A 22,675-nucleotide genomic window follows, 5' to 3' on the forward strand; every position below is an offset into this window, starting at 1 on the left:
CCCCACCAACAGTCCAGTTTCCGGGAGACCAACCCCATGCCCACACCGAATCAACCCCCCCACCACCCCCATCAATCCATCGACAACGTCCTCCACGAGCGGCGCGTCTTCCCGCCGGCCAAGCCGTCACCCACCGGGCCAAACGCTCATGGCTTCGACCGCTGGCTCGTCCCCAACCTCGATGAGTACAAGCGCCTCCACGCCCGCTCCATCAAGGACCCCGCAGGGTTCTGGGGCGATGAGGCGAGGAACCTGCACTGGTTCACGCCCTATTCCAAAGTGCTCGAGTGGGCCGCCCCCGACGCCAGGTGGTTCGTCGGCGGCCGACTCAACGCCTGCGACACCTGCGTCGATCGCCACGTCGCCGCAGGACATGGCGATGAGGTCGCCATCGTCTGGGAGGGCGAGCCCCTGGTTGGAAATGGGCAAGCCGGGGGGGGGGAGATCCGAAGGCTCACCTATCGCGACCTGCAGGACGAGACGGCGCGCCTTGCCACCGTCCTCACCTCGCTGGGCGTGAAGAAGGGCGACGTTGTCACGATCTACATGCCCATGGTCCCCGAACTCGCGACGGCCATGCTCGCCTGCGCCCGACTCGGGGCGGCCCACAGCGTGATCTTCGGCGGGTTCGCCCCCACCGCCATCGCCGAGCGCGCCCACGACGCCAGCAGTCGCGTCATCATCACCTCCGACGGCGGGTTCCGCCGCGGCGACGTTGTGCCGCTCCTCAAGAACGTCCGCGACGCCGTGGATCTGCTCCATGAGCAGAAGCACGCCATCGAGCACGTGATCGTCCTCCGCCGCACGACCCACGCCTCGCCCGAGACCGCCTTCAAGACGGGCGACACGCAGCATTCTGCGCGACTCTCGTGGTGGCACGACGTCGTCCCCACCGCGAGCACGAACTTCCCCTGTGTCCCCATGGACAGCGAGGACATGCTCTTCCTGCTCTATACATCGGGCTCCACCGGCAAGCCCAAGGGGATCGTCCACACCACCGCGGGGTATCTCGCGTACACGCAACTCACCGCCCGCGTCACCTTCAACCTCGTCCCAGGCGCAGGCCAACTCTTCTGGTGCTCGGCGGACATCGGCTGGATCACCGGGCACTCGTACGTGCTCTACGGCATCCTCGCCAACCGCGTCCCCACGCTCATGTATGAGGGAGCGCCCAACTTCCCCACGCTCAGCGGCGGCCGAGGCGACCGCTTCTGGGAGATCATCGCCCGCCACAAGGTCACCCAGTTCTACACCGCCCCCACCGCCATCCGCACCTTCATGAAATGGGGCGACGACCTCCCCGCAAAGCACGACCTCTCCTCACTCAAAGTCCTCGGCACCGTCGGCGAGCCCATCAACCCCGAGGCGTGGATCTGGTACCACAAACACATCGGGCACGAGAAGACTCCAATCGTCGACACCTACTGGCAGACCGAGACCGGCGGGCACGTCGTCACGCCCCTCCCCGGAGCCACGCCCACCAAGCCGGGAAGTTGCACGCTCCCCATGCTCGGCATCGATGCAGCGATCGTCAACGAGGACGGCGAGGAACTCGCGCCCAACCAGGGCGGTCTCATCGTCATCCGCAAGCCCTGGCCCGGCATGCTCCGCGGCGTGCATGGCAACCGCGAGCGCTTCATCAGCAACTACTGGGGACGCGTCAAGGACCCGAAAACCGGCGAGCCGTACTACTTCTCCGCCGACGGCGCCCGCCGCGATGAGGACGGCTACTTCTGGGTGCAGGGGCGCATCGACGACGTCATCAAGGTCTCGGGGCACCTGCTCGGCACGATGGAGGTCGAGAGCGCGCTCGTGAGCCATCCCGGCGTCGCCGAGGCCGCGGTCGTCGGCATGCCCCACGACATCAAGGGGAGCGCGATCTGCGCCTTCGTCACGCTCAAGCCGGCATGGCTGAGCGCGAACATGCGCGAGCCCGATGAGTCGCTCCGCGCGGAACTCACCAGGCACGTCGCGACCGAGGTCGGCGCCCTCGCCAAGCCCGAGCAGATCCGCTTCGCCGAGGGACTTCCCAAGACGCGCTCGGGCAAGATCATGCGAAGGCTCCTGCGCGACATCGCCTCGGGCGTCGAGAAGATCACTCAGGACACGACGACGCTCGAAGACTTCACCGTGGTCGCGAAACTTCGGGATCATGAGGAGTAACTCGGCGTCATCGTGAACATCGCTTCGATCGTCCACCATCGACACCCACCATGAACTCCATCCGCAGACTCATCGGCAAACTCGGTGGCCAGCGATTCCGTGGCGAGATCCTTGGGGCTCTCGTCGAGGCGCGCGTCGGATTCTGGGGCGATCAGACCGTCCTCGTCAAAGGCAAGCCCGTCAGCGAGAAGCCGTGGGCGTGGTTCACAGGGCTGACGAGCCACTTCCTGACGCTTGCCGGACCCGATGGCACGCCGCACAACGTCGAGGTCCGATTCCTCGATCGCTCCGGCGGCCTCGCGGTCGCGATGCGCGTCGAGATCCTGCTCAACGGAACACCCTTCGCGTCGCTCTCCGACGTGCCGCCCGATGAACGCGCGGATCGCTGCCCCCACTGCGCCTACAGCCTCGAAGGGCTTGAGGCGGTCAATCACGAGATCCGTTGCCCCGAGTGCGGCCGCCACACCGCCGCGTCACTTGTCGCGATGCGACGCTGACGCTTCCACAAACACATCCACCGCCTGTCCCACGAACAACCCGCCCTTAGGCAACTCCTTGACCTCAAAGACCACATCGACGACGCGCGTGTCCACGCGCTCGACGTTGTTCCCGAAGAGTTGGTCCTTGGGTCTGGCGTACGGCTCGATCTTGACGAGCGACAGCGGCACGCTCGCCGCCGCGGCCCCGCGAGTCCTCGCCACCGCCCGCGGCTCCTTCGAGAGCACGATCAGCGCGATGTCCTCCTCGTCCACGTGCGCCCGCACGAACAGCCGCGACACATCACCCAGCACCAGCGCCGGCGACACCGCGTCGGCGCTCCATCGCTCGCCCGGCTCGATGTTCCGCCGCAGGATCGTGCCATCCCTCGGCGATCGGATCGTCAAACGGTCCTTGAGCGCCTCGAGCGCCGCCACTTCGGCCCGCTGGCGCTCGAGCGCCGCCTCCGCGATCCGCAGATCCGGCCCCCACCCTCCAGCGCGGGCCTTGGCCAGCGTCGTCCTCGCCACGTCCAGCGTCGCCTGCGCCTCGATCACGCTCTGCTGCGAAGCCTCCAACTCGCGCTGCGTCACGCCACCGGACTCGACCGCGCGCCGATTCCTCTCCAGTGCATCGATTCGATCCTTCACGAGCGCCAGCGCCCGCTCGACCTCCGCCTCGAGCGGCGGCAGATCCTCGGCCCGTGGCAATGCCCGCCATCGCGCGATCTCCGCCTCCCCCGACAAGACCGCCGCCCGCGCCCGGATGAGATCCGCGTCGATCGGCCTCGAATCCAAGCGAATCAATGCCTCGCCCACCTTCACCCTGTCACCCACGTGCACCAGCACCTCGGCCACCAGCCCCGCCTCGGGCGTGCCGATCGCCACCTCGCGCTCCGCGGGCTCCACCGTGCCGAGTGCGGCCACGCCCGACTCAAAGGGATTGACGCTCGCCTCGCGAGCCAGGGGCACCTCGACGGGCGGCTTGTCCGCGGTCGAGACCGCCCAGATCCCCACGGCCAATCCCAACACAGCCACAACGATCGTGATCCAGCGCACCATGCCAGATCATTCGCCATGATCTCGCGATTGGATGGCGAAGATCGAATCGCCCATGCAGGTCCAATGAATCACCGTCCGGCGTTCGGCTCGGCCCGGCGCTCCGCCGCCAACGCCTCGTCGGTCGCGGGCGCTGGGGTGGCCGCCTCGACTCGCACCCGAGTCACCCGAGTCGGCTCGGCCTCGAGGACCGTCAAGACCAGACCGTCCCTCTGCATCGACTCGCCAGCGAGCGGGATCCGCCCGAGCGTCACCGTCACGAATCCGCCCACGGTGTCATAGTCCTCGCTCTCGGGAATCTCGACGCCCAGCGGCTTGAGCGCGTCGTTCACATCCTCAACATACGCGCGCGCGTCAATCTCCGCGACCCTCATCGCCTCGTCCAGTTTCACCTCGCCGATCTCGTCCTCGATCGGCTCGTACTCGTCCTGGATGTCGCCGAAGACCTCCTCGACGATGTCCTCGATCGTGACCAGACCGGCCGTCCCGCCGTATTCGTCGGCGACGATCGCGATGTGGATCCGCTTGGCGAGCAGTTCTGTGAGCAGTTCGCGCACGGTCTTGGACTCGGGAACAAAGACTGCGGGGCGCAGCAGCGCGCGCAGGTCAAACGTTCCGCCGCCCTTGCCCGAGCGCTCCCCTGCCAGCCATCGCATGAGGTCCTTGATGTAGAAAACGCCGAGCACGTGGTCGAGATCACCCTCATAGACGGGGATCCGGCTGTGCCCGCCGCGGCGGATGAAGTGTGTCACCTCACCCAGATTCGTTGTCACCGGGATCGCCTCGACCTCGGTCCTGGGGGTCATGATCTGCCCGACCGTGGTCTCGCGGAATCGAACGACCGCCTCGATCATGTCGCGCTCGGTCTCGTCCACCTGGCCCTCGTGACGGGCTTCTTCCACCGCCGACAGGATCTCCTCCTGGGCCTCTTCGGCATCGTCAACGTGTCCGCGCCCCGCCAGCCGACGAACTGTCACATCCACGACACGAGAGAGCGGCGTCAGCGGACGCAGCACAACCGCAACCGCCCGGATCAACCCCGACCACGAGATCGTGGTCACCTCGGCGGCATGCCGCGACACCGCCACCGGGACCACCGACCCCACCACCCAGATGAGCAGCGTCGAGATCAGCACACTGAGCGACGCCTCGCGCCAGGTCAACTCCTCGACCCGGGCCACGTACTTGATCCACATCATCATCCCGATCACGACGACCAGGTTGGCGCCGATACGGGGCATGGCCAAGGCCGCCGCGTGCTCCTCGGGGTCTTCCAGAATCGCACCGATCCGCGCGCGCAACCCGGGTCGATCCGCCTTTGCCAGCAGCGCATCCAGTTTCGGCCTCGAGAGGTCCCTCAACGACTGTGAAATGGCGGAAAACAGACCCCCGGCCAAGAGAGCCAGGAACCAGATTCCTAACCACGCTTCCGAACTCACTTCAAACTCCACAAGTCGCGCAGGAACATGGGGTAACGACCCAGATTACGCGCCACTGGACCCGGTTGGACCGACAGAATGAAAGACCGGCCCAACCCCGACCGCCGACAGAACCGCATCCTCCACCCTGTGCATCAGGGCAGCGGCCTCGGCGTCGTGGTCGTCGAACCCTAGGCAGTGCAAAACCCCATGGACGATATAGAGCAGCACTTCCCGCTCCACCGCATGACCCCGGGTTTTTACCTGCCTTTGAGCTTCATCGACACACGCCAGAATATCGACATCGAGACCAACCCGCTTGCGGACGATCACTTCACCCGATGGGGTCAGGGCGATCGCTGGACTTTGATCGCCGTCATCAACGTCCGATAAGTTTTCGGACATGTCGAACGTCAGGACGTCGGTGGTCTCGGCGATGTCCATGAACTCGGCATGGGCCTGGGTCATCTCGGCATCGCCGACGAGTTTCACCCGGACTTCGCCCGTGCCGCCGAGGACTTTGACCGCACGGTCGGCAGTCTGGGCGAGCCAGCGGAGCGTCTCGGGCGTGAGTCGTTCTTCGGGGTCTGCGATCTCGATGGTCAGGATCGGTGTCATGGCGTGGTGCTTGTGGCAGGACGATACCCGGGGAGGACGCGAAGGGCGGCAGGCCGGACCACGATCCGCAGGTCAAGTTGCGGCTGAAGCGGCAGCGGCTCGCCATCGGCCTGGACTGGAACGGCATGCTGGGCGGTCACGTGGAACTCGCGTGCTTTGGTCCGGATCGCGTTGGAGGTCGATCGGAATCGGGCGCGGATCAGCCAGGCGAGGGCCATGGATCGGGAACGGCAGGGAAGGAAGGCGAGATCGGCAAGCCCATCGGTCGCGTCGGCGTTGGGCGCGGGATCGAGGCGCATGGCATACTCATGCAGATTCGCGATCACGGCGAGTCCCGAGCGGGACTCAACCACGGGCTTTGCCTCGGCGAGGATGTTCAGCGGATCGAGGCGGAAGGAGGCGAGTTCGGCAAGGATCGGTTTGATGTAGGTCGCGTGCGAGATCGGGCCGGTGCGGGCGCGATCGACGCGGTGGACGACGCTGGCGTCGGGGCCGAGACTGACCATGATTGCCGCGAGCGATGGCGGGTGTGGTGGCGCGTGGATCTCGAGGAGATCCATGTCGACGGGTTTGGCGTGGAGGAGCGCGTGGAGGGCGGCGTCGATATTCGCGCGACAGTTCCACGACCGCGCGAAGAGATTTTCGGTCCCCATCGGATAGTGGTAGACGGGCCGACGGGCATCGCCGAGCGCGGTCAGGAGCCGATGGATTGTGCCATCGCCACCGATGATGACGACGCGGTCGGCCTCGCCGAGCGCCTCGGCGAGTTCACGATTCGTGGACGCGTGGACGAGGAAGGTACGGAGGCCCTGCGATTCGGCGGCGGCCTTCAGGGCATCGCCGGCGAAGATGGCCTTGCCCTTGCCCGAACGGGGATTGACGACGATCGCGAGACGCATGGGCGGAGTTGTAGGGGCAGCACCGCGGGGGGAGTACGCTCATACATGGCCGAGTCGAAGGGAATGGCAGGCGAGCATGCAGGCGGTACGCGTCCTGTGGTTGTTGTGGTGGGAGGTGGGTTCGGCGGGTTGACGTGCGTCCGCCGGCTGAAGCGAGCGCCAGTGGATGTGGTCCTGATCGATCGGCGGAACCACCACCTGTTTCAGCCGCTGCTCTATCAGGTCGCGACCGCCGCATTATCGCCGGCACAGATCTCGCACCCCTTGAGATCCGTGCTGGAAACACAACGAAACGCGCGGGTCCTGATGGCCGAGGCCTCGAGAGTTGACCTGACGGAACGACGGGTTCAGGTCACGCTGCCTGATGGCGAGGATCGTCGCATCGCGTACGACTATCTCGTGCTCGCGGCCGGGCTCACACACTCATACTTCGGACACCACGATTGGGAAGCATGGGCTCCTGGACTTAAAACCCTGGCGGACGCCCTCGAAGTTCGCCGACGATTTCTCATCTCGTTCGAACGGGCCGAGGCACTGCGAGTGGGAATTCCGACCGCCGATGTCTCGCAGGAGTTGACCTTTGTGGTCATCGGTGGCGGCCCGACGGGCGTGGAAATGGCGGGCGCGTTCGTGGAGATCGCCTGTCAAACCATGCGTCACGAGTTCCGTTCGATCGACACATCACAGGCGCGCGTGGTCCTGATCGAGGCCCAGAGCACCCTCCTGCCGGCCGGCTTCCCGGAAGAACTCGGACGACGCGCCTTGCGTGATCTCGAACGGCTTGGCGTCAACGTGATGCTGTCGACACGCGTGACGGCGGTCGAGGATGGCGGCATCAAGATCCGCCGCAACGGCGCTTCCGAGGATGAGTGGATCTCGTCAAGAACGGTCGTGTGGGCGGCTGGTGTGCGTGGTGAACACGTCGCGGGCTCGCTCGGTGTCGAGTTGGACCGCTCGGGGCGTGTTGGCGTAGGAAGCGACTTGTCACTGCCCAAGAACCGTGAGGTCTTCGTTATTGGTGATCTTGCGATCGTCATGGATCGTGCTACCGGGAGGCCCGTCCCCGGCATGGCACCAGGGGCGATGCAAATGGGCCGATTCGTGGCGTCAGCCATCGCCCACGAATCCCGCGGAAAGCCCCGGGGCGAGTTCCGCTATCGCGACAAAGGATCGCTCGCGACGATCGGGCGTGCTCGGGCTGTGGCGCGGCTTCCGATCCCTGGCTTCAAGCACGGGATGAACTTCGGCGGGATGCTCGCGTGGGTCTTGTGGGCGATGGTCCACGTCGCGTACCTGATCAGTTATCGCGCTCGGATACTCGTGATGCTGGAGTGGGCGTGGTCGTATGTCTGGCTCACGCGCGGAGCGAGAATACTCCAACAGACAGGCCCACAAGGACCGCGGAATGGAACCGCATGAAGCCCGAGTTCGAGTTGCGGACGGCCTGGGTCACTCCGCCTTGCGGCGAATCAGTGTGTAGTTCGCGACGAAGTCCTTGCTGAGGTCCATGTTCATGGGGGGCTGGTTCCACTCGAGCGCGTCGGCGAAGGGGCGGAAGGCCGCGGTGTCGTCGGTGCTGTAGCTCAGCACGTCGAAACCGGCCTTCTCGATAGACTCCTTTGAGAAGGGGCACGAGGGATCGTCGGCCGGCGCGGGCTTGGGGCCCGGGGCGAGGTTGTAGATGATGAAGAGTCCGCCGGGCTTGAGGACGCGATGGATGCTCGCGAGGAACTCGTCGTCGGTGATCTTGAGATCTACTGGTTTCGCGGGCGTCGCGCCCGCGTCGGGGTGGACGCGTCCCTTGGTGAGGTAGTTCTTGGAGATGATGAAGTCGTACCCCTCGCCGACGAAGGCGTTCATGGCCTTGTCGGCCGGCCAGTTCCCGCGATAGAGAACGGTGGTGCCCGAGGGGCCCGGCTCGGTGACGAGTTTCATGGGTTCGTCGCCCGTGCCGATGTACGCGCCTTGCACTTCGCCCTGATCGCCCGGCTCGGAGTAGAGCGCCTCGATCAGGGAACTGTCGTGCACGCCGACGGTCGTCATGCCCAGGCTCGCGAGGAGTTTGAGGTGGACGAGGCCCGAGCAGCCTAAGTCGAGAACTTTCTTGCCGCTGAAGCAGTCGTTCAGTTTGTCCTTGGGGTCGGCCTTGGTCGCGAGGCAGAGCAGGTCGAGCATGCGGGCGCGTGAGTGGGGCGAACCTTCGAAGGTGTTGTAGTAGAAGCCTTCATCGAAGATGTAGTCGCGGTACTGGGCACGCTCGGCGAGGGCCAGACGCTCGTAGCCGGCGGGTGAGACAGCGTCGAGCGTTGCCGGGTTGATGTAGAGGTGGCGCGTGCCATCCATCATGGGGGCCCAGTTGGAGGCGATGAGGTACTTCTGCCCGCCGATCGATTTCACGTTGGGCATGATCCTCGCGGCGTGGTGGCGGAGGTACTCCATCGGGCGTGCCTCGCCATCGGCGAGGGTCGTGATGTCGATCGGGGGCAGGGCGGCACGTGGGGGTGCGCCCGGCTGGTTCTCGAGGACTTTGGTGTACTTCGAGACCTTGGGGGGCTGAGCATCGGTGCCCGGCTGTTGGGCGAGGCTTGAGGCCGAGAGAAGGCCCAAGGACAGGAACGAGGTCAGGACAAGGCGAATGGTCATCGGGTATGCTCCATAGCGGCCGGGCTGGTGGATCGGGCAATTCTAGAGTTCGCAGGCCGAAGAATCATGGGAGTCGGCACGTCAGGGTGTTATGCCGTCTGGATGCGCGATTCGGCATTGTCCTTCTTGACCGGATACACGGCGTCGAGAAAGGGGTGATTCACTATGGTTGATGAGCCGAACACCTCGCCACCTCAGTTTCAACCGCCTCAGATTCCCCACGCTCCGCCGACGGTGCCAGGGGAGATCGGGCTTCCGTACTCGGAGCAAGGTCGCGGCACGCGTGTGATCGGGATCCTGATGATCGTCTTTGGGTCGCTCTCGATTCTGAGCAATCTCTGCGGCGTCATTCAGCAACTGGTGCTCCCGAGGCTGATGAGCCAGTTTGGGAGTGCTTCGGCCCAGGGCGCGATGCAGTCCCAGTTCCAGGCGATGGGCGCGTATTCCGTGCCGATGGCGGTGCTCGGGATGATCCAAGTGGGGGTCGGAGCCTTGTGTCTTGTGGGAGGAGTTCAGTTACTCAAGAAAAACTGGAAGGGAATCGTGCTGGCGCGAGTGTGGGGCGTGCTGAAGATCCTGCTCGCCTTCATCAGCACCGGCGTTGGACTCGCCATGTCGCGAGCGATGACGAACCAGATGATGTCGCAGTCCGGCAGCGCCGGGGTGCCCGCGAACATGGGTTCGTTCATGATGATCAGCCAGATCGTGGGAGCGATCATCGGGTTCCTCGTCGCGGTCGCCTTGCCGATCGTCGTCCTGGTGTGGTTCTCGCGGGCGAAGATCCAGCGTGAGGTGGATGAGTGGCGCTGAACTGCGTGGGCTGCGGATATGACCTAGTGGGTCTCGCGGATGAGGCCGAGCGCACCGGTGCCGCGCTCATCTGTCCCGAGTGTGGCAAGAACGCCTCGGCCGAGGAGGACACGGGATTCGTCTGCACGCAGTGCTCGTACCCGTTGTGGCGGATTCGAGAGCGCGTCTGCCCGGAATGCGGGACGGGATTCAGGCCTTCTTCGTACACGTTCGGCGTGAACGCGGTGCGATACGTCTGTCCACACTGCACGCAAGACTACTACGGGACGAACGATCGCGGGCACCTCGAGCCGCAGGAGTTCGATTGCGTGAGATGCGGGCGGCATCTGTGCATGGACGAGATGGTGCTCGTGCCCCGATCGGCGGCGCCACGGGCGGCCCTGCGAAACGTGCAGAACCCGTGGCTGGAGGACAATGACACGGGCTGGTTCAGGCGATACTGGAAGACGTGGGGCATGGCCTTCTCCAAGCCCAAGGAACTCATGCTCGCGACGCCCGACGACTCGTCTGCCGGGCGGGCGCTGCTCTTTGCGCTCATCACGATCGTGGGGTATGTGAGCATCGGCGTTGGAGCGATAGCCTTGATTGCGATGGTGGCGCGAGGGGGGTCCTTGACCGGGCTTGGAGTGCTGGTGGGCGCGCTCTTCGGCGTGCTCGGGGCGCTCTTTGTGTGGGCGATCTGCACGCACGGGATCCTGCGGCTGATCGCCAAGCCCAAGAGTCTGAGCCGGACGGTGACGGCCCTTGCCTTCTCCACGCCCACGCTGGTGCTCATGGCGGTGCCGATGTGCGGGATGTACCTCCTCGCTCCGGCGGCCCTTTTATGGCACGCGGTCGTGGCCTCGATCATGATCGGGGCGATCCACAACGTCCGCGGCGGGCGTGCGGCGACCGCGACGCTGATCCCGCCCGCTGTGGCCGTGCTCTCGGGGATTGGGCTTCTCATCTTCACCATCTGGTCGGCGCAGACCGCGATGACGACGGCGATGGCGGCCGGGCCAACGAGCGCCGGCGTGCCCTTCGCGGCGTCACTGGCGAGTTCGCTCGAGAACCACGCCTTCCTCGCGAACAACACGTGGCCCGACCATGGGGCGAGGCTCATCGCCCAGCCGGGCATGAGTACGATGCAGTTCACCCATCCCGCCCGGACGTTCGGCGGGGGATTCATGACCGGAGGCGGGACGGGATACACACCCTCGGCCGGGTCGGGTCTCACGCTCCTCAACCTCCAGACGATGCCCTCGATGCAGCAGACCAAGGCGATCGACGCGCTCGCGGCGAACCTTCCTTCGAACGTCGTCGCCCATCGAGTGGGCGATGTCGTCTTCACGTACCATGGCGTGCCCCGAGTTGGGCAGAATCCGAAGTTGTGGGTGCTGATCATCACGCCCGACCCCGCGTCGCCTTTGCCCGCGGGCATGTCGATCTCGCACTTTGTCGGATACGTCGATGGCACGAGCGCGGAGATTCCCGACGCCGACTTCGCCGCGGAACTCCAGAAGCAGAACGTCCGGCGGACGAGGGTTGGACTATCGCCGATTCCCGACCCTTTGACGATCGCCGCGGGGCAGGGTGTCGGCCCTTCCGGAAGCCAACCCGAGGACGAAGAACCCGAGGAATCGGCGCCGTAGCCTCTGTTTCGTCCCTGGGATCCGGGCCGCGTGACGCGGGGCGACTTCTACAATCCGCCCCATGAGTTACACGGTCCTCGCCAGGCGGTATCGGTCGCGGTCCTTTGACGAGGTGGTCGGGCAGGAGCCGATCGCCCGCACGCTCAAGGCCGCGATCGATGGGAATCGCGTCGCCCACGCCTATCTCTTCTGCGGCACGCGGGGCGTCGGGAAGACGTCGATGGCGCGCATCTTTGCCAACGCGCTCAACAACCCCAAGGACGACGATGCCGTCATGCAGGCGATCCTGCATGGGCGCGACACCGACGTCATCGAGATCGACGGGGCGAGCAACAACTCGGTGGAGGGGGCACGCGACCTGATCGCGAACTCGGTGTATCGGCCGATGCGCGGGCCGTACAAGGTCTACATCATCGACGAGGTGCACATGCTCTCGACGGCGGCGTTCAACGCGCTCTTGAAGACGATGGAGGAGCCGCCCGAGCACGTGAAGTTCATCCTGTGCACGACCGAAGCGCACAAAGTCCCGCCGACGATCCAGAGCCGGTGCCAACGGTTTGATTTCCGCAACATCTCGTCAGGCGCGATCGCCGAGCACCTCGCGGCGGTCGTGAAGAAGGAGAAACTCTCGGCGGACGCGGAACTGGTGCACGCGGTGGCGCGACTGGGCAACGGGTCGATGCGCGACGCGCTCAGCCTGATGGACCGCCTGATGGCCTCGGGGGAGAAGAAACTGACGACGAAACTGCTCGAGGAGTTGCTGGGCCTGCCGGATCGTGAGGTCATGGGCCTGCTCATCGACGCGCTCGCCGACGCCGATGCCAAGGGGGCGCTCGAGCAGGCCGACGCACTCCTGGAGAAGGGAACGAGCGTCGATCAGGTGATCGAGGCGCTGCTCGGGCGACTGCGCGATCTCATGGTCCTGTGCGCCTGTGGCGAGAAGACCGAACTGGTGGACCTTTCCGACCAGGCGCGTTCGGCGGAGGCGGCGCGAGCGAAGAACTTCGACGCGGCCGGCGTCGTCCACATGATCGCCCTGTGCGAGAACGTGCAGCGGGCCGCCAAGAGCAGCCCCATGCCCCGCGCGCTCTTTGATGCCCTTGTCGTGCGGCTCGCGATGACCGAGAAACTCGCGGACGTGACGGCGGTGATCGCGGGACGAGGCCCGGCGATGGCGGGCGGGAGTGCCGGCGGAAAAAAACGCTGACGGCGGCGGGGTCGGCGGGCGCACCGCCTTCGATCGCGTCGCCGGGGATCATCCGGCAGGCCTCGGCCGAGGCGCCACGCGTGGTCGCGCATGGAGCCGGGCGCGGCACTCCCGCGGCCCACGCGCCGATCGCGTCGCCGGTCAGCCCGACTCCGCCAACGACACGGCGTGAGACGCCACCACCGGGTGAGTTGACGAACGACGAGATCTGGGCGTTGACGCTCGAGCGGTGCGCGACGAATCGGCGTGTCCGCCTGCTGCTCGATGGGTCTCGGCTGCTCTCGATGACGCGCGAGGCCGCCGCTGTGGAGGTGCACCCGGGAGTGCACACGATGGCGCAGGTCGCGCTCGCGGAGATCGCCGAGGCGATCTCGTGGGCGGCGGGGCGCGGCGTGCGTGTGGAACTGGTGCGGGCCGCGGCCTCCGAGGCGTCCATCGACGATGGCCAGACCTCGAACGCGACGGAGCATCCGCTGGTGAAGTCGGCGATCGAGTTGTTCAAGGCGAGAGTCATCCGGGTGGAGCGGCGTCCCAAGGCCGAGCCGGAGGCATAGTTTCGACGGAGAGCGAGTGATGTTCGACAAGTTCAAGAGCATGGGCGCCATGGCGGCGCTGATGAAGAACAAGGACGCGTTGCGCGAGGCGGGCGATCGTGTCCGCGCGAAGATGGACGCGACGCGGGTCGTCGGCGAGGCGGGAAGCGGCGCCGCCCGAGCCACCGTCACCGGCACGCTGAAGGTCGTCAGCGTCGAACTCAGCCCCGCGCTCGTCATGGGCATGGCGAGCGACGACAAGACGCACCAACTCGCCGGGTCGCTGATCGCCGAGGCGGTCAACAACGCCCTCACACTCGCCCAGCAGCGATTGCACGAGGCGATCGGCCACGAGGCGAAGGCGATGGGCCTCGAGGGCATGATCCCCGACCTGGGCGCGCTCGGTGGGTTGATGGGGGCCGGGGGGGCGGGGGGGGCGGATTGAGCGCCCCGGCGATCACGCCGATGGAGGGACGAGCCTTCGAAGGCGTGGAGTCGTTTCGCGTCCACACGGATGTCCGCGTCGAGATGTCGCCCTCGCCCGCCCGTCTCCCCGGCTCGACACCCGACGAGATCGAGCAGATCGAGCGACATTGGTCGAGCCTTGCCGAGGAGAACCCGCGGCTGTACAACGGGCCGGTGCTCAGCGTCGTGTCCATTGACCATGATCTCGGCGTGATCCACGGGCGACGCGACGACTTCAAGCGGCTTCTCGCACAACCACGAGTGGCGACGGGCGTGAGACTGCTCGCGGTGACGGGCGTGGTCGTGGCGAAGGACTCGCGGGGCACGCGTCACGCACTGCTCGCGCGCCGGGGCGAGACAACGCGGATCTATCCCGGGATGTGGGAACTCGCGCCCTGTGGCGGCGTCTCGCCGCCGCACCCGAGTGATCCGGTGATCGACATGGAGGGGCTTCGTGCCGCGGTGCACGAGGAGGCGTCGGAGGAACTGAACCTGTCGATGGATGTCGGGCGGTGCGTGGGCATGGTGCGCGATCGCGTGGCGCACAGCGACGATCTGGTGTTCGAGTGCGACGCCGGCGAACTCGACCGCGTGAAGGAAACGCTCCGAACGTCGTGGGAGTGTCCGGAAGTGGCGTGGGTGGCGCTCGACGAGATCGAGGTGTTCGATCGGAGGAATGCCGGGTCGATCATCCTGCCAACGCGGGCGATGTTCCGGCTGCTTGGGTGGATCGCGGAATAAGGCGGCTTCGAGAGCGCGAGGCCGCGGATATTGGCGCGGTTCTTGGAGATGGAGTAGGAATGGAAATCCACGCGGAGCGTGGGGGGTATTCGGAACTTCACGCGCCCGGCTTTGGGCGTTTCCAGTTTGAGTCCGGGTCGCGCTCGAGCATGACGACCGATTGCTTTGCGCAGCGCTTGCACACGAGCGAGGCATTCATCGGCGAGGCCCACGCGGGGTCATCCCGTCGCTCGAGGCACAGAACGCAGGTCGATCCCTCGGGGATCGGCTCGCCCGCGAGCCGGTTCCAGAGTTCGTCGTAGGCGAGCGTGAGGCACTTGGCGCAGATCAGGCTGCCGCGATGGCCCTCGACCATCGGCCGATCCTCGGCCCAGCACTGCCCGCAGAAATCACAGAGGAAGTCCTCGGCCGTGGCGTTCTCGGGATTGATGCCCTCGCGATGCATGATGTTCACACGCTCTCGCCGATGATGCGACGATAGACCTCGCAACGATCCATGAGTTCGGCATGCCGCCCATCGTCGACGACGCGCCCGGCATCGAGGACCACGATGCGCTCGGCGTTCAGGATCGTCTGGGCGCGGTGGGCCACGGTGATGGTCGTTCGACCCTTGGAAAACTCGGCGAGTGCCTCTGCGATCGCGTGCTCGGACTCGGTGTCGATCATGCTCGTCGCCTCGTCGAGGAGGAGGATCCGCGGGTTGCGAAGGATGGCCCGCGCGATGGAGATCCGCTGGCGCTGCCCGCCCGAGAGGCCGGCGCCTTGCTCAGACAGGAGCGTCTCGTAGTCATTCGGTAATGCGCTGATGAACTCGTGGGCCCGCGCCTTGGTGGCGGCGGCGACGATGTCGGCGTCGGTCACGCCCTCGGCGCCATACGCGATGTTCGCGGCGATCGTGTCGGCGAAGAGCACGACGTCTTGCGTCACCGCGGCGATCTGCGAGCGCAGCGAACGGATCGAAACACTCTTCACGTCCACGCCATCAACCAGGACCACGCCCGAGTCGGGGTCGTAGAGCCGCGGGAGGAGCGAGAGGAGCGTTGTCTTGCCCGAGCCGTTCGGGCCCACGACGACCAATCGCTGGGCGTGGGGCACCGCGATCGACACGTCGCGGAGCGCGGGCGCCGGCGCACCGGGATATGTGAAAGTGAGGCTCTTGAACTCGATGGACCTGGAATGCGGCGGCAACTTGGGGAGCCGGCGATCGTGGCCGGACTCACGCTCGACGCCCAGCATCATCTGCAAACGATCGGCGGCGGGAGAGGCTGACTGGATGTCATTCACGATCCCCGTGAGCGGCTTGAGTGAGGCGCCCGCGACACCCAGCGCCATGAGTGCGAGCAGGAAGTTCCCCGGTGGGACGTTCTGGCGCTGCATGTACCACGCCGCGAGGAGCACCAGGGCGCAGAGCAGGAAGATCGAGAGCATCTCCGTGAGCGGGCTGGCGAGGGATCGGACGGTGCGCACGCGGTTCATCTCACGCATGACGTCCTTGTTGATGCGGTGGAATCGCCCGGACTCGCGGCGTTCGGCGTTGTTGAGTTTCACGACGCGGAGCGCCTGGAGCGACTGCTGGGCCGTGTGCAGCATCCGGGCCTGGGATTGGAGCGCGGCCCCGGCGGCCCGTCGGATGCGCTTGCCCAGTTTGCGGATGATCGTGTAGAGCACCGGCGCGACGAGGATCGCGCCGAGCGTGGCGCGCCAGTCGAAGTACAGCGCGACCACCATCGCGGCGACGCCCTTGAAGACCTGGAGCACGGCTTTGGAAAGGAGTTGGTTGAATCCGCCGCCGAGCGATTGGACGTCGTTGACGATGCGGCTCACCCAATCGCTCGTGCCATCCTTGACCGCCCGGCTGAGCGGGGCGCGGATGACGCTGTGGAAGGCGTCGCGCCGGATGTCGGTCATCACGCGGTGGACGATCGTCAGCGAGAAGTAGGCGTGGAAGAAGTTGGCGATCGAGCCTATGACCGCGAGCACGGCGAGCGAGGCCATGATCCAGACGAGGCCTGTGAAGTGGTTCGTGGGGAGTTGATCGATCCAGGTTTGGGGGATCTGAATGCCTCCCAACGCCTTGATGATCGTGTTGGTTGCGAGCGCCGTGTTGAGATCGAGGGCGAGGTCGGGGAGGGCCTTGGTGCCGCCGAGCAGGCCGTCGAGAATAGGCTTAGCCCCGGCGAGCCCGACGCCGAGGGTGAGGGACGAGACGCCGACCATAGAGAACGTGCCGAGCAGCATCGCCCGATGGCGGAGCATGCTCTTGGCGAATGTCCAGAAGGCGGATGGCATGGGGATTCAGGCACCAGGGATCGGGCGACAGGCATCAGGCGGACGAACCGATGCCCGATTCCTGATCCCCGATGCTTCTCTCACACGTTCTCGGCCTTGCCGATCTGCCACTCTTCGAGTTCGACGGGCGCCTGGCGGCCGAAGATCGTGACGAGGACGCGGACGAGACCCTTCTCGGGGAGGAGTTCGTCCACGGTCCCCTCGTAGCCCTGGAAGGGACCTTCCTTGATGAGAACGTGCTCGCCCTTGGCGAAGACGAGTTTGACGATCGGCTCGTCCTCGGGCTTGCGCGAGTCCTTGAGCATCTTCTCGATCTCGTGGTCGGCCATGGGCGTGGGGCGCCCCGCCGGACCAACGAAGTCGCCGACGCCGGTCGTCTCCTTGATGAGGAAGAAGACGTCCTGGAGGATTCGGCCATCGGGCTCGAGGCGCATCTCGACGAAGACATAGCCCGGGTAGAGCTTGGTCTCGGTGATCTTCTGCTTGCCGGCCTTGATGGTCTTGGTCTTCTCGGTGGGGACGAGGATGCGCCCGACGAGGTGGGTCATGCCCTCGATCTGGACCTTGCGGAGGAGCGTCTCGCGGACCGACGATTCCTTGTTGGACGCGACGCGGAGGACGAACCAGTTCATCCCCTCCTGGCGGAGCGGCTCGTCGTGGGTCAGGGTGCCGGTGGTCTCGGTCATGGGTCGTCCTTACGGGCGGGTCGTTCGGGAACGGGCGCGGACTACTTGGGCAGGAGGCCGATCAACTGGTACACGGTCGAGAAGGTCCAGTCGGCGACAAAGAGGAAGCCGGCAATGATGAACGTGGCGCCGACCACAACGATCGTCGAGTCCTTGATGGTCTTGTACGTCGACCAGTGTACACGCTTCATCTCCTCATCAACGGCGACGAGGAAGTCCACGCTGTGGTGCTTCCTGCCGACGTAGTAGAAGATCAGGACCACGCCCAGGATGAGCACGAGCGAGGCGCCGCCTACCGAGAGATAGGTCGGGTTGAGGAGCGGTATCCCCACGGGGTTGCGGACTGAGGCCGAGAGACCTGGCCCCGACAACGCACGGGCGTCCGTCACGGCGTGGTTCTTGTCGGCGAGCACGATGTCGCGGATGACGAGTTCACCCTCGGCTCGCTGGGTCGAGACCGAGGCGACGCGGTCGATGACGGCATCGGCGATCTTGAGCGGCGGCTCGGCCCGGTTGTCCACCAGTTCGATCGCCGCACCGGGTGCAGGCTCACCCTTGAGCGCCCCGAGCGTGATGCGCCACGTGGGCTTGGGGAGAAAGTTCGCCTGGGCGTTGATCTGCCCCGCGATCCACATGGAGGCGGCCACGACCAGGAGCCCGGCGAACGCGGCCGTGAGGACGCGAACCCAGTATCCCTGCCCGAATCGATAGAGTCCGTGCTCGACTTTCGTGCTCATGCGTCGATCCAACTCACTCTTTCGCCGACGGACCCGTGCCGGCGATGAAAACTCAATCACTCCACTCGTGACCACATCACTCGTGGCCAGTGCTCGCCTGGCGTCGGCCGCCAGGCCGCGCTGGATTCCAACACGCCGGGAGGGACTTGAACCCGCAACCTGCGGATTTGGAATCCGCTGCTCTACCAATTGAGCTACCGGCGTTCGACCTGTCGGGGCACGGACGCCCCACCAATCCTTCGATGCGGCGTGCCGCTCCGGGGTCCGATCGTGAACCGCCCGAGTCGCCGTGCACGATCGATTACTTGCGCTTGATCTTGTGCTTGGTGTGCTTGCGCAGCCGCGGTGAGTACTTCAGGAGGCCCTCCTTGAGGCCCTCGGGAAGGCCACCCTTCACGTTGACGCTGGTGCGGTAGTTGAGGTCGCCGGTCTCGGTGCACTGGAGCCAGATGTACTCACGCGCTAGAGATTTCTTCTTGGCCATGGGATGTTCCCGCTTTCAGAATCCGCGAAATCACAAAGAAAAGACCCACCACCAAGGCACCACGCGCTCCCGAACGTCCCGGCCGCCGAGCCCATCGGTCAACCCTGAACAACCGTCTTCCAGCCACCGGAAGTCGTTTTCTGAGTCGGCCGAGCCATCGGCACGGGGGTGCCGAGGGATGGGTGCCGGGTTCGGACCGCGTGGTCCCTTGTTGAAAGCGCCGTCCGGACCCATGTGGATCCGGACGGCGTCAGAGAACAGTAGGCGGGGCGAGGCCTCGGCTTGTGCCGACGCCGATCGCCCGGGCGTTCGGGGTTTAGTCGAGGATCTCGGTCACAACGCCGGAGCCGATCGTTCGCCCGCCCTCACGGACGGCGAAGCGGAGGCCCTTTTCCATGGCGATGGGCTTGCCCATGAGGTCGACTTCCATCTGGATGTTGTCGCCGGGCATGCACATCTCGGCGCCGCCGAGGAGTTTGGTCGTCCCGGTGACGTCGGTGGTGCGGAAGTAGAACTGGGGGCGGTAGCCGGAGAAGAACGGCGTGTGGCGCCCGCCCTCTTCCTTGGTGAGGATGTAGACCTCGCCCTTGAACTTGGCGTGGGGGGTGATGCTCTTGGGCTTGCAGAGGACCTGCCCGCGCTCGATGTCGTTCTTTTCGACGCCACGGAGCAGGGCGCCGACGTTGTCGCCGGCGATGCCGCGGTCGAGGGTCTTCTGGAACATCTCGACGCCGGTGACGACGGTGGGCTTGACCTCCTTGGTCAGGCCGACGATCTCGACGGTGTCGCCGACCTTCACCTCGCCGCGGTCGATACGACCGGTGGCGACGGTACCACGACCCTTGATCGAGAAGACGTCCTCGATGGACATGAGGAAGGGCTTGTCGATGTCGCGGACGGGCTCGGGGATGAAGGTGTCGATCGCGGTGAAGAGCTCATCGATCGGCTTGCAGATCGCGTCGTCCTTGGGGTTCTCGAGGGCGGCCTTGGACTGCCCACGAATGACGGGAGTCTCATCGCCGGGGAAGTTGTACTTCTTGAGGAGTTCACGGACCTCGAGTTCCACGAGATCGAGGAGTTCGGGGTCGTCGACGAGGTCGACCTTGTTGAGGAAGACGACGATGTGGGGGACGCCGACCTGGCGGGCGAGCAGGACGTGCTCGCGCGTCTGGGGCATGGGGCCGTCCGCCGCGGACACGACCAGGATCGCGCCGTCCATCTGGGCGGCACCGGTGATCATGTTCTTGACGAAGTCGGCGTGGCCCGGGCAGTCGACGTGGGCGTAGTGGCGCTTCTCGGTCTCGTACTCGGTGTGAGACGAGGCGATCGTGACGGTCTTGTTGGCGTCACGGACGGTACCACCCTTGGTGATGTCCGCGTACGACTTGATGATGCCGCCGAATCGGGCGGCCGAGCGAGCCGACAGGGCCGCGGTGAGGGTCGACTTACCGTGGTCGATGTGACCGATCGTGCCGACGTTCACGTGGGGCTTTGTGCGCTTGAACTCACCTTTGGCCATGACCAGAAACCTCCGAAACCAGTGGCCCGCCACCGCGGACCGATTCCACACTCCGCCGCTTCGTCGCACTCTCCAGCCCGGACTCCAAGCGCCAGGCGAGCCGACACGGCGGTCGATCACAAAGACAAGCCGCTGGTGGGATTTGAACCCACGACCTCACCCTTACCAAGGGTGCGCTCTACCACTGAGCTACAGCGGCCAGAGCTCCCGTTGAGGACTGTTGGGGAGGCCCCATCGGCGAGCGAACCGCGCACCGGCATTGCGGCTGGCGAACGGGCCAACATAATAGACCGCGCCACTTTCCGGTCAATCCTCCCCAACTCTCACCTTGAAACACGATCCGACCACTCCATTCCGCCGTTTCACCCCAACTCCCCCTGGCGTTCGATAGGATTGGGTCTTGCACTCCTCGAAGCCCAACTCCGAACGCTCTCCAGAGGCCACTCCGGCCCCGCTTCCCATCGAAGACGCACGCGAGCAGCACCTCGTCGCCGCCGCCCAGAAGGGAGACCAGTCGGTCTGGCCCGAGCTCATCCGGATGTACCAGTCTCGAATGTTCGGGTTGTGTTTGAAGATGGTTCATAACCGGGACATGGCCGCCGACCTGACCCAGGATGCGTTTCTCAAGATCATCAAGGGCCTGGACACATATGACGGGCGGAGCAAGTTCTCGACCTGGGCTTACCGGATCACGATGAATGTCTGCCTCTCGAAACTTCGGTCCGAGAAACTCCGTCGCCACGCGAGCCTGGATGCGCCGGGCAAGGACGTGGAAGGGGCGGCCGGGGCGGCCAGTTGGGGCGCCTCGATGATCCAGGAGCGGGAACTCTCGCCCGGCTCAGGTGTCGAAAGACAAGACGAGCGACGCCTTTTGTCGGCCGGGCTCCAGACGCTGGACCCGGAGCAACGGGCGATCCTCATCCTTCGGGACGGTCGGGATTTGGACTACGAGCAGATCGCGGAAACACTCGGGATCGCGGTCGGGACGGTGAAGAGCAGACTCTTTCGGGCGCGTGTCGCGCTCCGCGAGGCCATCGAGGCGATGCAGAAGCACGGGATCGGCGAGGTAGACGCCGACGGGGAATCGTGAGGCGTATGGCAGAGAGCCGGGCCAATCCGAACTTTGGACCATCGCTCGATGAGGGCGTGATGCTCGCGTGGATCGAGGGCGAACTCGCCCCTGACCGCCAGGCCGAGTTGGCCCGCGTCCATCCGGACATGGCGAGGGTCGTGGGTCGGATGCGTCGCGATCGCGCGATGCTCGCCGAGGCCTGCAACGAGCCGGCCCCCGCCGGATTGGCCGAGGGCATTCTGGCGGCGTTGGAGCGCGAGGCGCTCTTCGATGACACCCGGCCTGCCGCGCCACGCGGAACACACCGCGGCCTGGTCGAGCCGGAGACCGACTTCATTCCGGTCTCGCAGGTGCAGGTGGTCCGTGGTCCCGGGGTGCTCGCGCGGATCGGGCGGGCGCCGCGGGCGGTGATGGCCGCCGGTATCGCGCTGCTTCTTGGCGCGGGGGCGATGTGGGGCTACTTCGTGATGAATAGGGCCGGCCCGCTCCAGTTCCCGGGCAAGGGCACGATCGTCGCCGACGCGAACGATCAGAATCGCCTCAATCAGAACACCGATGGCATGACCATCGCGAACGCCGAGACCACGGACATGAGCCCAGTGGATGGGTTGCTCGGGCACGCCGACGCGGCGATGGTCCCCGCTCCTGCTGCCATGATCGCCGATTTCGGTCCTGTGGCGTCGATCGGGTTCGATGAGGCCGTGGACCTCGCGACGCGTGGGCGACTGGCCCTCCGCGTCGTCGGCGTGGACGCGTCGAAACTGCTCAAGAGCGCGAATCTCTCGCTCGCCGGCGGCGGCACCATGCGGTGGACCAACTCGATCTCGCCGACGACCCACGACGCGGTCGTCGCCTGGCTTGCCCAGCACGCGCCTCTCGCCCGCGTGGCAAAAGAGGCGTCAACGCCCGCCGATCCGGTGGTCGTCTCGCTCGGGCCTGGCTTGCCCCCGATCGTGCTCCCGAGGCACGAGGCGCCCCGTGCCGCGTTCGCTCCCGCCACGCCTCTCACGGCATCTGTCGAGATGTCGCCAACGCCAGAGTCGCTGCAGGCGCTCGCCGAGGCCTTGGCGCTCGAGGGTGCGGTCACGGTCGAACTCACAGAACTCCCGATTGCTGCCGAGGGCCCGCAGGACCTCGACGCCGAGTCGGTTTTCTGGTGGACGCGTCCGAGCGCTGAGTGGACGCCGAAGGTCACGATCCCGGTCATCTTTGAGCCCTGAGCACG

The 22,675-nt window shown here is 65.7% G+C and carries 22 protein-coding genes and 2 tRNA genes; 11 read left to right on the forward strand and 13 right to left on the reverse strand.

What is annotated here, in order from left to right:
* The first annotated feature begins 36 nt into the window (after positions 1–36).
* Positions 37–2,163 (forward strand): acetate--CoA ligase, encoded by a 2,127-nt coding sequence (gene acs, locus IPK69_06950; GenBank protein ID QQS10352.1) that lies wholly within the window; start codon positions 37–39, stop codon positions 2,161–2,163.
* Between the two features lie 50 nt (positions 2,164–2,213).
* Positions 2,214–2,660 carry a hypothetical protein gene (locus IPK69_06955; GenBank protein QQS10353.1) on the forward strand — a complete coding sequence of 149 codons (447 nt, stop codon included), beginning with the start codon at positions 2,214–2,216 and terminating at the stop codon, positions 2,658–2,660.
* Here IPK69_06955 and IPK69_06960 read toward each other — a convergent pair.
* The 4 genes from IPK69_06960 to IPK69_06975 all read right to left on the reverse strand — a co-directional run bounded on the left by IPK69_06960 (position 2,637) and on the right by IPK69_06975 (position 6,633).
* Positions 2,637–3,701, reverse strand: a complete 1,065-nt coding sequence (locus tag IPK69_06960; protein ID QQS10354.1) for an efflux RND transporter periplasmic adaptor subunit — start codon at positions 3,699–3,701, stop codon at positions 2,637–2,639. The two genes, IPK69_06955 and IPK69_06960, sit on opposite strands and share 24 nt — an antisense overlap.
* 68 nt (positions 3,702–3,769) lie before the next feature.
* Positions 3,770–5,137, reverse strand: a complete 1,368-nt coding sequence (locus IPK69_06965; protein ID QQS10355.1) for an HlyC/CorC family transporter — start codon at positions 5,135–5,137, stop codon at positions 3,770–3,772.
* A 45-nt stretch (positions 5,138–5,182) separates the two neighbouring features.
* Positions 5,183–5,734 (reverse strand): rRNA maturation RNase YbeY, encoded by a 552-nt coding sequence (gene ybeY / locus IPK69_06970; protein QQS10356.1) that lies wholly within the window; start codon positions 5,732–5,734, stop codon positions 5,183–5,185.
* Positions 5,731–6,633 (reverse strand): NAD(+)/NADH kinase, encoded by a 903-nt coding sequence (locus tag IPK69_06975; protein QQS10357.1) that lies wholly within the window; start codon positions 6,631–6,633, stop codon positions 5,731–5,733. The genes ybeY and IPK69_06975 overlap by 4 nt, the downstream gene beginning before the upstream one ends.
* 63 nt (positions 6,634–6,696) lie before the next feature.
* Here IPK69_06975 and IPK69_06980 point away from each other — a divergent pair, with 63 nt between their 5' ends.
* The gene (locus IPK69_06980) at positions 6,697–8,052 is read left to right on the forward strand and encodes an NAD(P)/FAD-dependent oxidoreductase (protein ID QQS10438.1); all 1,356 of its coding nucleotides are present in this window, start codon (positions 6,697–6,699) and stop codon (positions 8,050–8,052) included.
* A gap of 30 nt (positions 8,053–8,082) precedes the next feature.
* On the opposite strand, the gene IPK69_06985 is transcribed toward IPK69_06980, so the two are convergent.
* Positions 8,083–9,276 (reverse strand): hypothetical protein, encoded by a 1,194-nt coding sequence (locus IPK69_06985; GenBank protein QQS10358.1) that lies wholly within the window; start codon positions 9,274–9,276, stop codon positions 8,083–8,085.
* A 234-nt stretch (positions 9,277–9,510) separates the two neighbouring features.
* Here IPK69_06985 and IPK69_06990 point away from each other — a divergent pair, with 234 nt between their 5' ends.
* From IPK69_06990 to IPK69_07015, 6 genes are all read left to right on the forward strand, one after another.
* Entirely contained in the window at positions 9,511–10,086 is a 576-nt protein-coding gene (locus tag IPK69_06990; GenBank protein ID QQS10359.1) for a hypothetical protein, read from the forward strand.
* A gap of 26 nt (positions 10,087–10,112) precedes the next feature.
* Positions 10,113–11,717: a YIP1 family protein gene (locus IPK69_06995; protein QQS10360.1), complete on the forward strand. Its 1,605-nt coding sequence runs from the start codon at positions 10,113–10,115 to the stop codon at positions 11,715–11,717.
* Between the two features lie 61 nt (positions 11,718–11,778).
* Positions 11,779–12,924 carry a DNA polymerase III subunit gamma/tau gene (gene dnaX / locus IPK69_07000; protein QQS10361.1) on the forward strand — a complete coding sequence of 382 codons (1,146 nt, stop codon included), beginning with the start codon at positions 11,779–11,781 and terminating at the stop codon, positions 12,922–12,924.
* An 80-nt stretch (positions 12,925–13,004) separates the two neighbouring features.
* Positions 13,005–13,478 (forward strand): hypothetical protein, encoded by a 474-nt coding sequence (locus IPK69_07005; GenBank protein QQS10362.1) that lies wholly within the window; start codon positions 13,005–13,007, stop codon positions 13,476–13,478.
* A gap of 19 nt (positions 13,479–13,497) precedes the next feature.
* Entirely contained in the window at positions 13,498–13,902 is a 405-nt protein-coding gene (locus IPK69_07010; protein QQS10363.1) for a YbaB/EbfC family nucleoid-associated protein, read from the forward strand.
* On the forward strand, positions 13,899–14,663 hold the full coding sequence (locus IPK69_07015; GenBank protein QQS10364.1) for an NUDIX domain-containing protein: 765 nt from the start codon (positions 13,899–13,901) through the stop codon (positions 14,661–14,663). The genes IPK69_07010 and IPK69_07015 overlap by 4 nt, the downstream gene beginning before the upstream one ends.
* A gap of 97 nt (positions 14,664–14,760) precedes the next feature.
* Here IPK69_07015 and IPK69_07020 read toward each other — a convergent pair whose 3' ends face one another.
* The 8 genes from IPK69_07020 to IPK69_07055 all read right to left on the reverse strand — a co-directional run bounded on the left by IPK69_07020 (position 14,761) and on the right by IPK69_07055 (position 20,577).
* Positions 14,761–15,117, reverse strand: coding sequence for a hypothetical protein (locus IPK69_07020; GenBank protein QQS10365.1), 357 nt, complete (start codon positions 15,115–15,117; stop codon positions 14,761–14,763).
* Positions 15,114–16,952, reverse strand: a complete 1,839-nt coding sequence (locus IPK69_07025) for an ABC transporter ATP-binding protein (GenBank protein ID QQS10366.1) — start codon at positions 16,950–16,952, stop codon at positions 15,114–15,116. Before IPK69_07025 ends, IPK69_07020 begins: the two co-directional genes overlap by 4 nt.
* An 80-nt stretch (positions 16,953–17,032) precedes the next feature.
* Positions 17,033–17,638 (reverse strand): transcription termination/antitermination factor NusG, encoded by a 606-nt coding sequence (nusG, locus tag IPK69_07030; protein ID QQS10367.1) that lies wholly within the window; start codon positions 17,636–17,638, stop codon positions 17,033–17,035.
* A 41-nt stretch (positions 17,639–17,679) separates the two neighbouring features.
* Positions 17,680–18,375, reverse strand: coding sequence for a preprotein translocase subunit SecE (secE, locus tag IPK69_07035; protein QQS10368.1), 696 nt, complete (start codon positions 18,373–18,375; stop codon positions 17,680–17,682).
* A 131-nt stretch (positions 18,376–18,506) separates the two neighbouring features.
* Positions 18,507–18,579, reverse strand: a tRNA-Trp gene (locus tag IPK69_07040).
* 97 nt (positions 18,580–18,676) lie between these two features.
* Positions 18,677–18,859, reverse strand: coding sequence for a 50S ribosomal protein L33 (gene rpmG / locus IPK69_07045; GenBank protein ID QQS10369.1), 183 nt, complete (start codon positions 18,857–18,859; stop codon positions 18,677–18,679).
* A gap of 316 nt (positions 18,860–19,175) precedes the next feature.
* Positions 19,176–20,378 carry an elongation factor Tu gene (gene tuf, locus IPK69_07050; GenBank protein ID QQS10370.1) on the reverse strand — a complete coding sequence of 401 codons (1,203 nt, stop codon included), beginning with the start codon at positions 20,376–20,378 and terminating at the stop codon, positions 19,176–19,178.
* A gap of 127 nt (positions 20,379–20,505) precedes the next feature.
* A tRNA-Thr gene (locus tag IPK69_07055) sits at positions 20,506–20,577 on the reverse strand.
* A gap of 201 nt (positions 20,578–20,778) precedes the next feature.
* Here IPK69_07055 and IPK69_07060 point away from each other — a divergent pair.
* Positions 20,779–21,468: an RNA polymerase sigma factor gene (locus IPK69_07060; GenBank protein ID QQS10371.1), complete on the forward strand. Its 690-nt coding sequence runs from the start codon at positions 20,779–20,781 to the stop codon at positions 21,466–21,468.
* 5 nt (positions 21,469–21,473) lie between these two features.
* Positions 21,474–22,670, forward strand: coding sequence for a hypothetical protein (locus IPK69_07065; GenBank protein QQS07774.1), 1,197 nt, complete (start codon positions 21,474–21,476; stop codon positions 22,668–22,670).
* The last annotated feature ends 5 nt before the right edge of the window (positions 22,671–22,675 follow it).

This window comes from Phycisphaerales bacterium (genome assembly GCA_016699835.1).
Lineage (GTDB): Bacteria > Planctomycetota > Phycisphaerae > Phycisphaerales > UBA1924.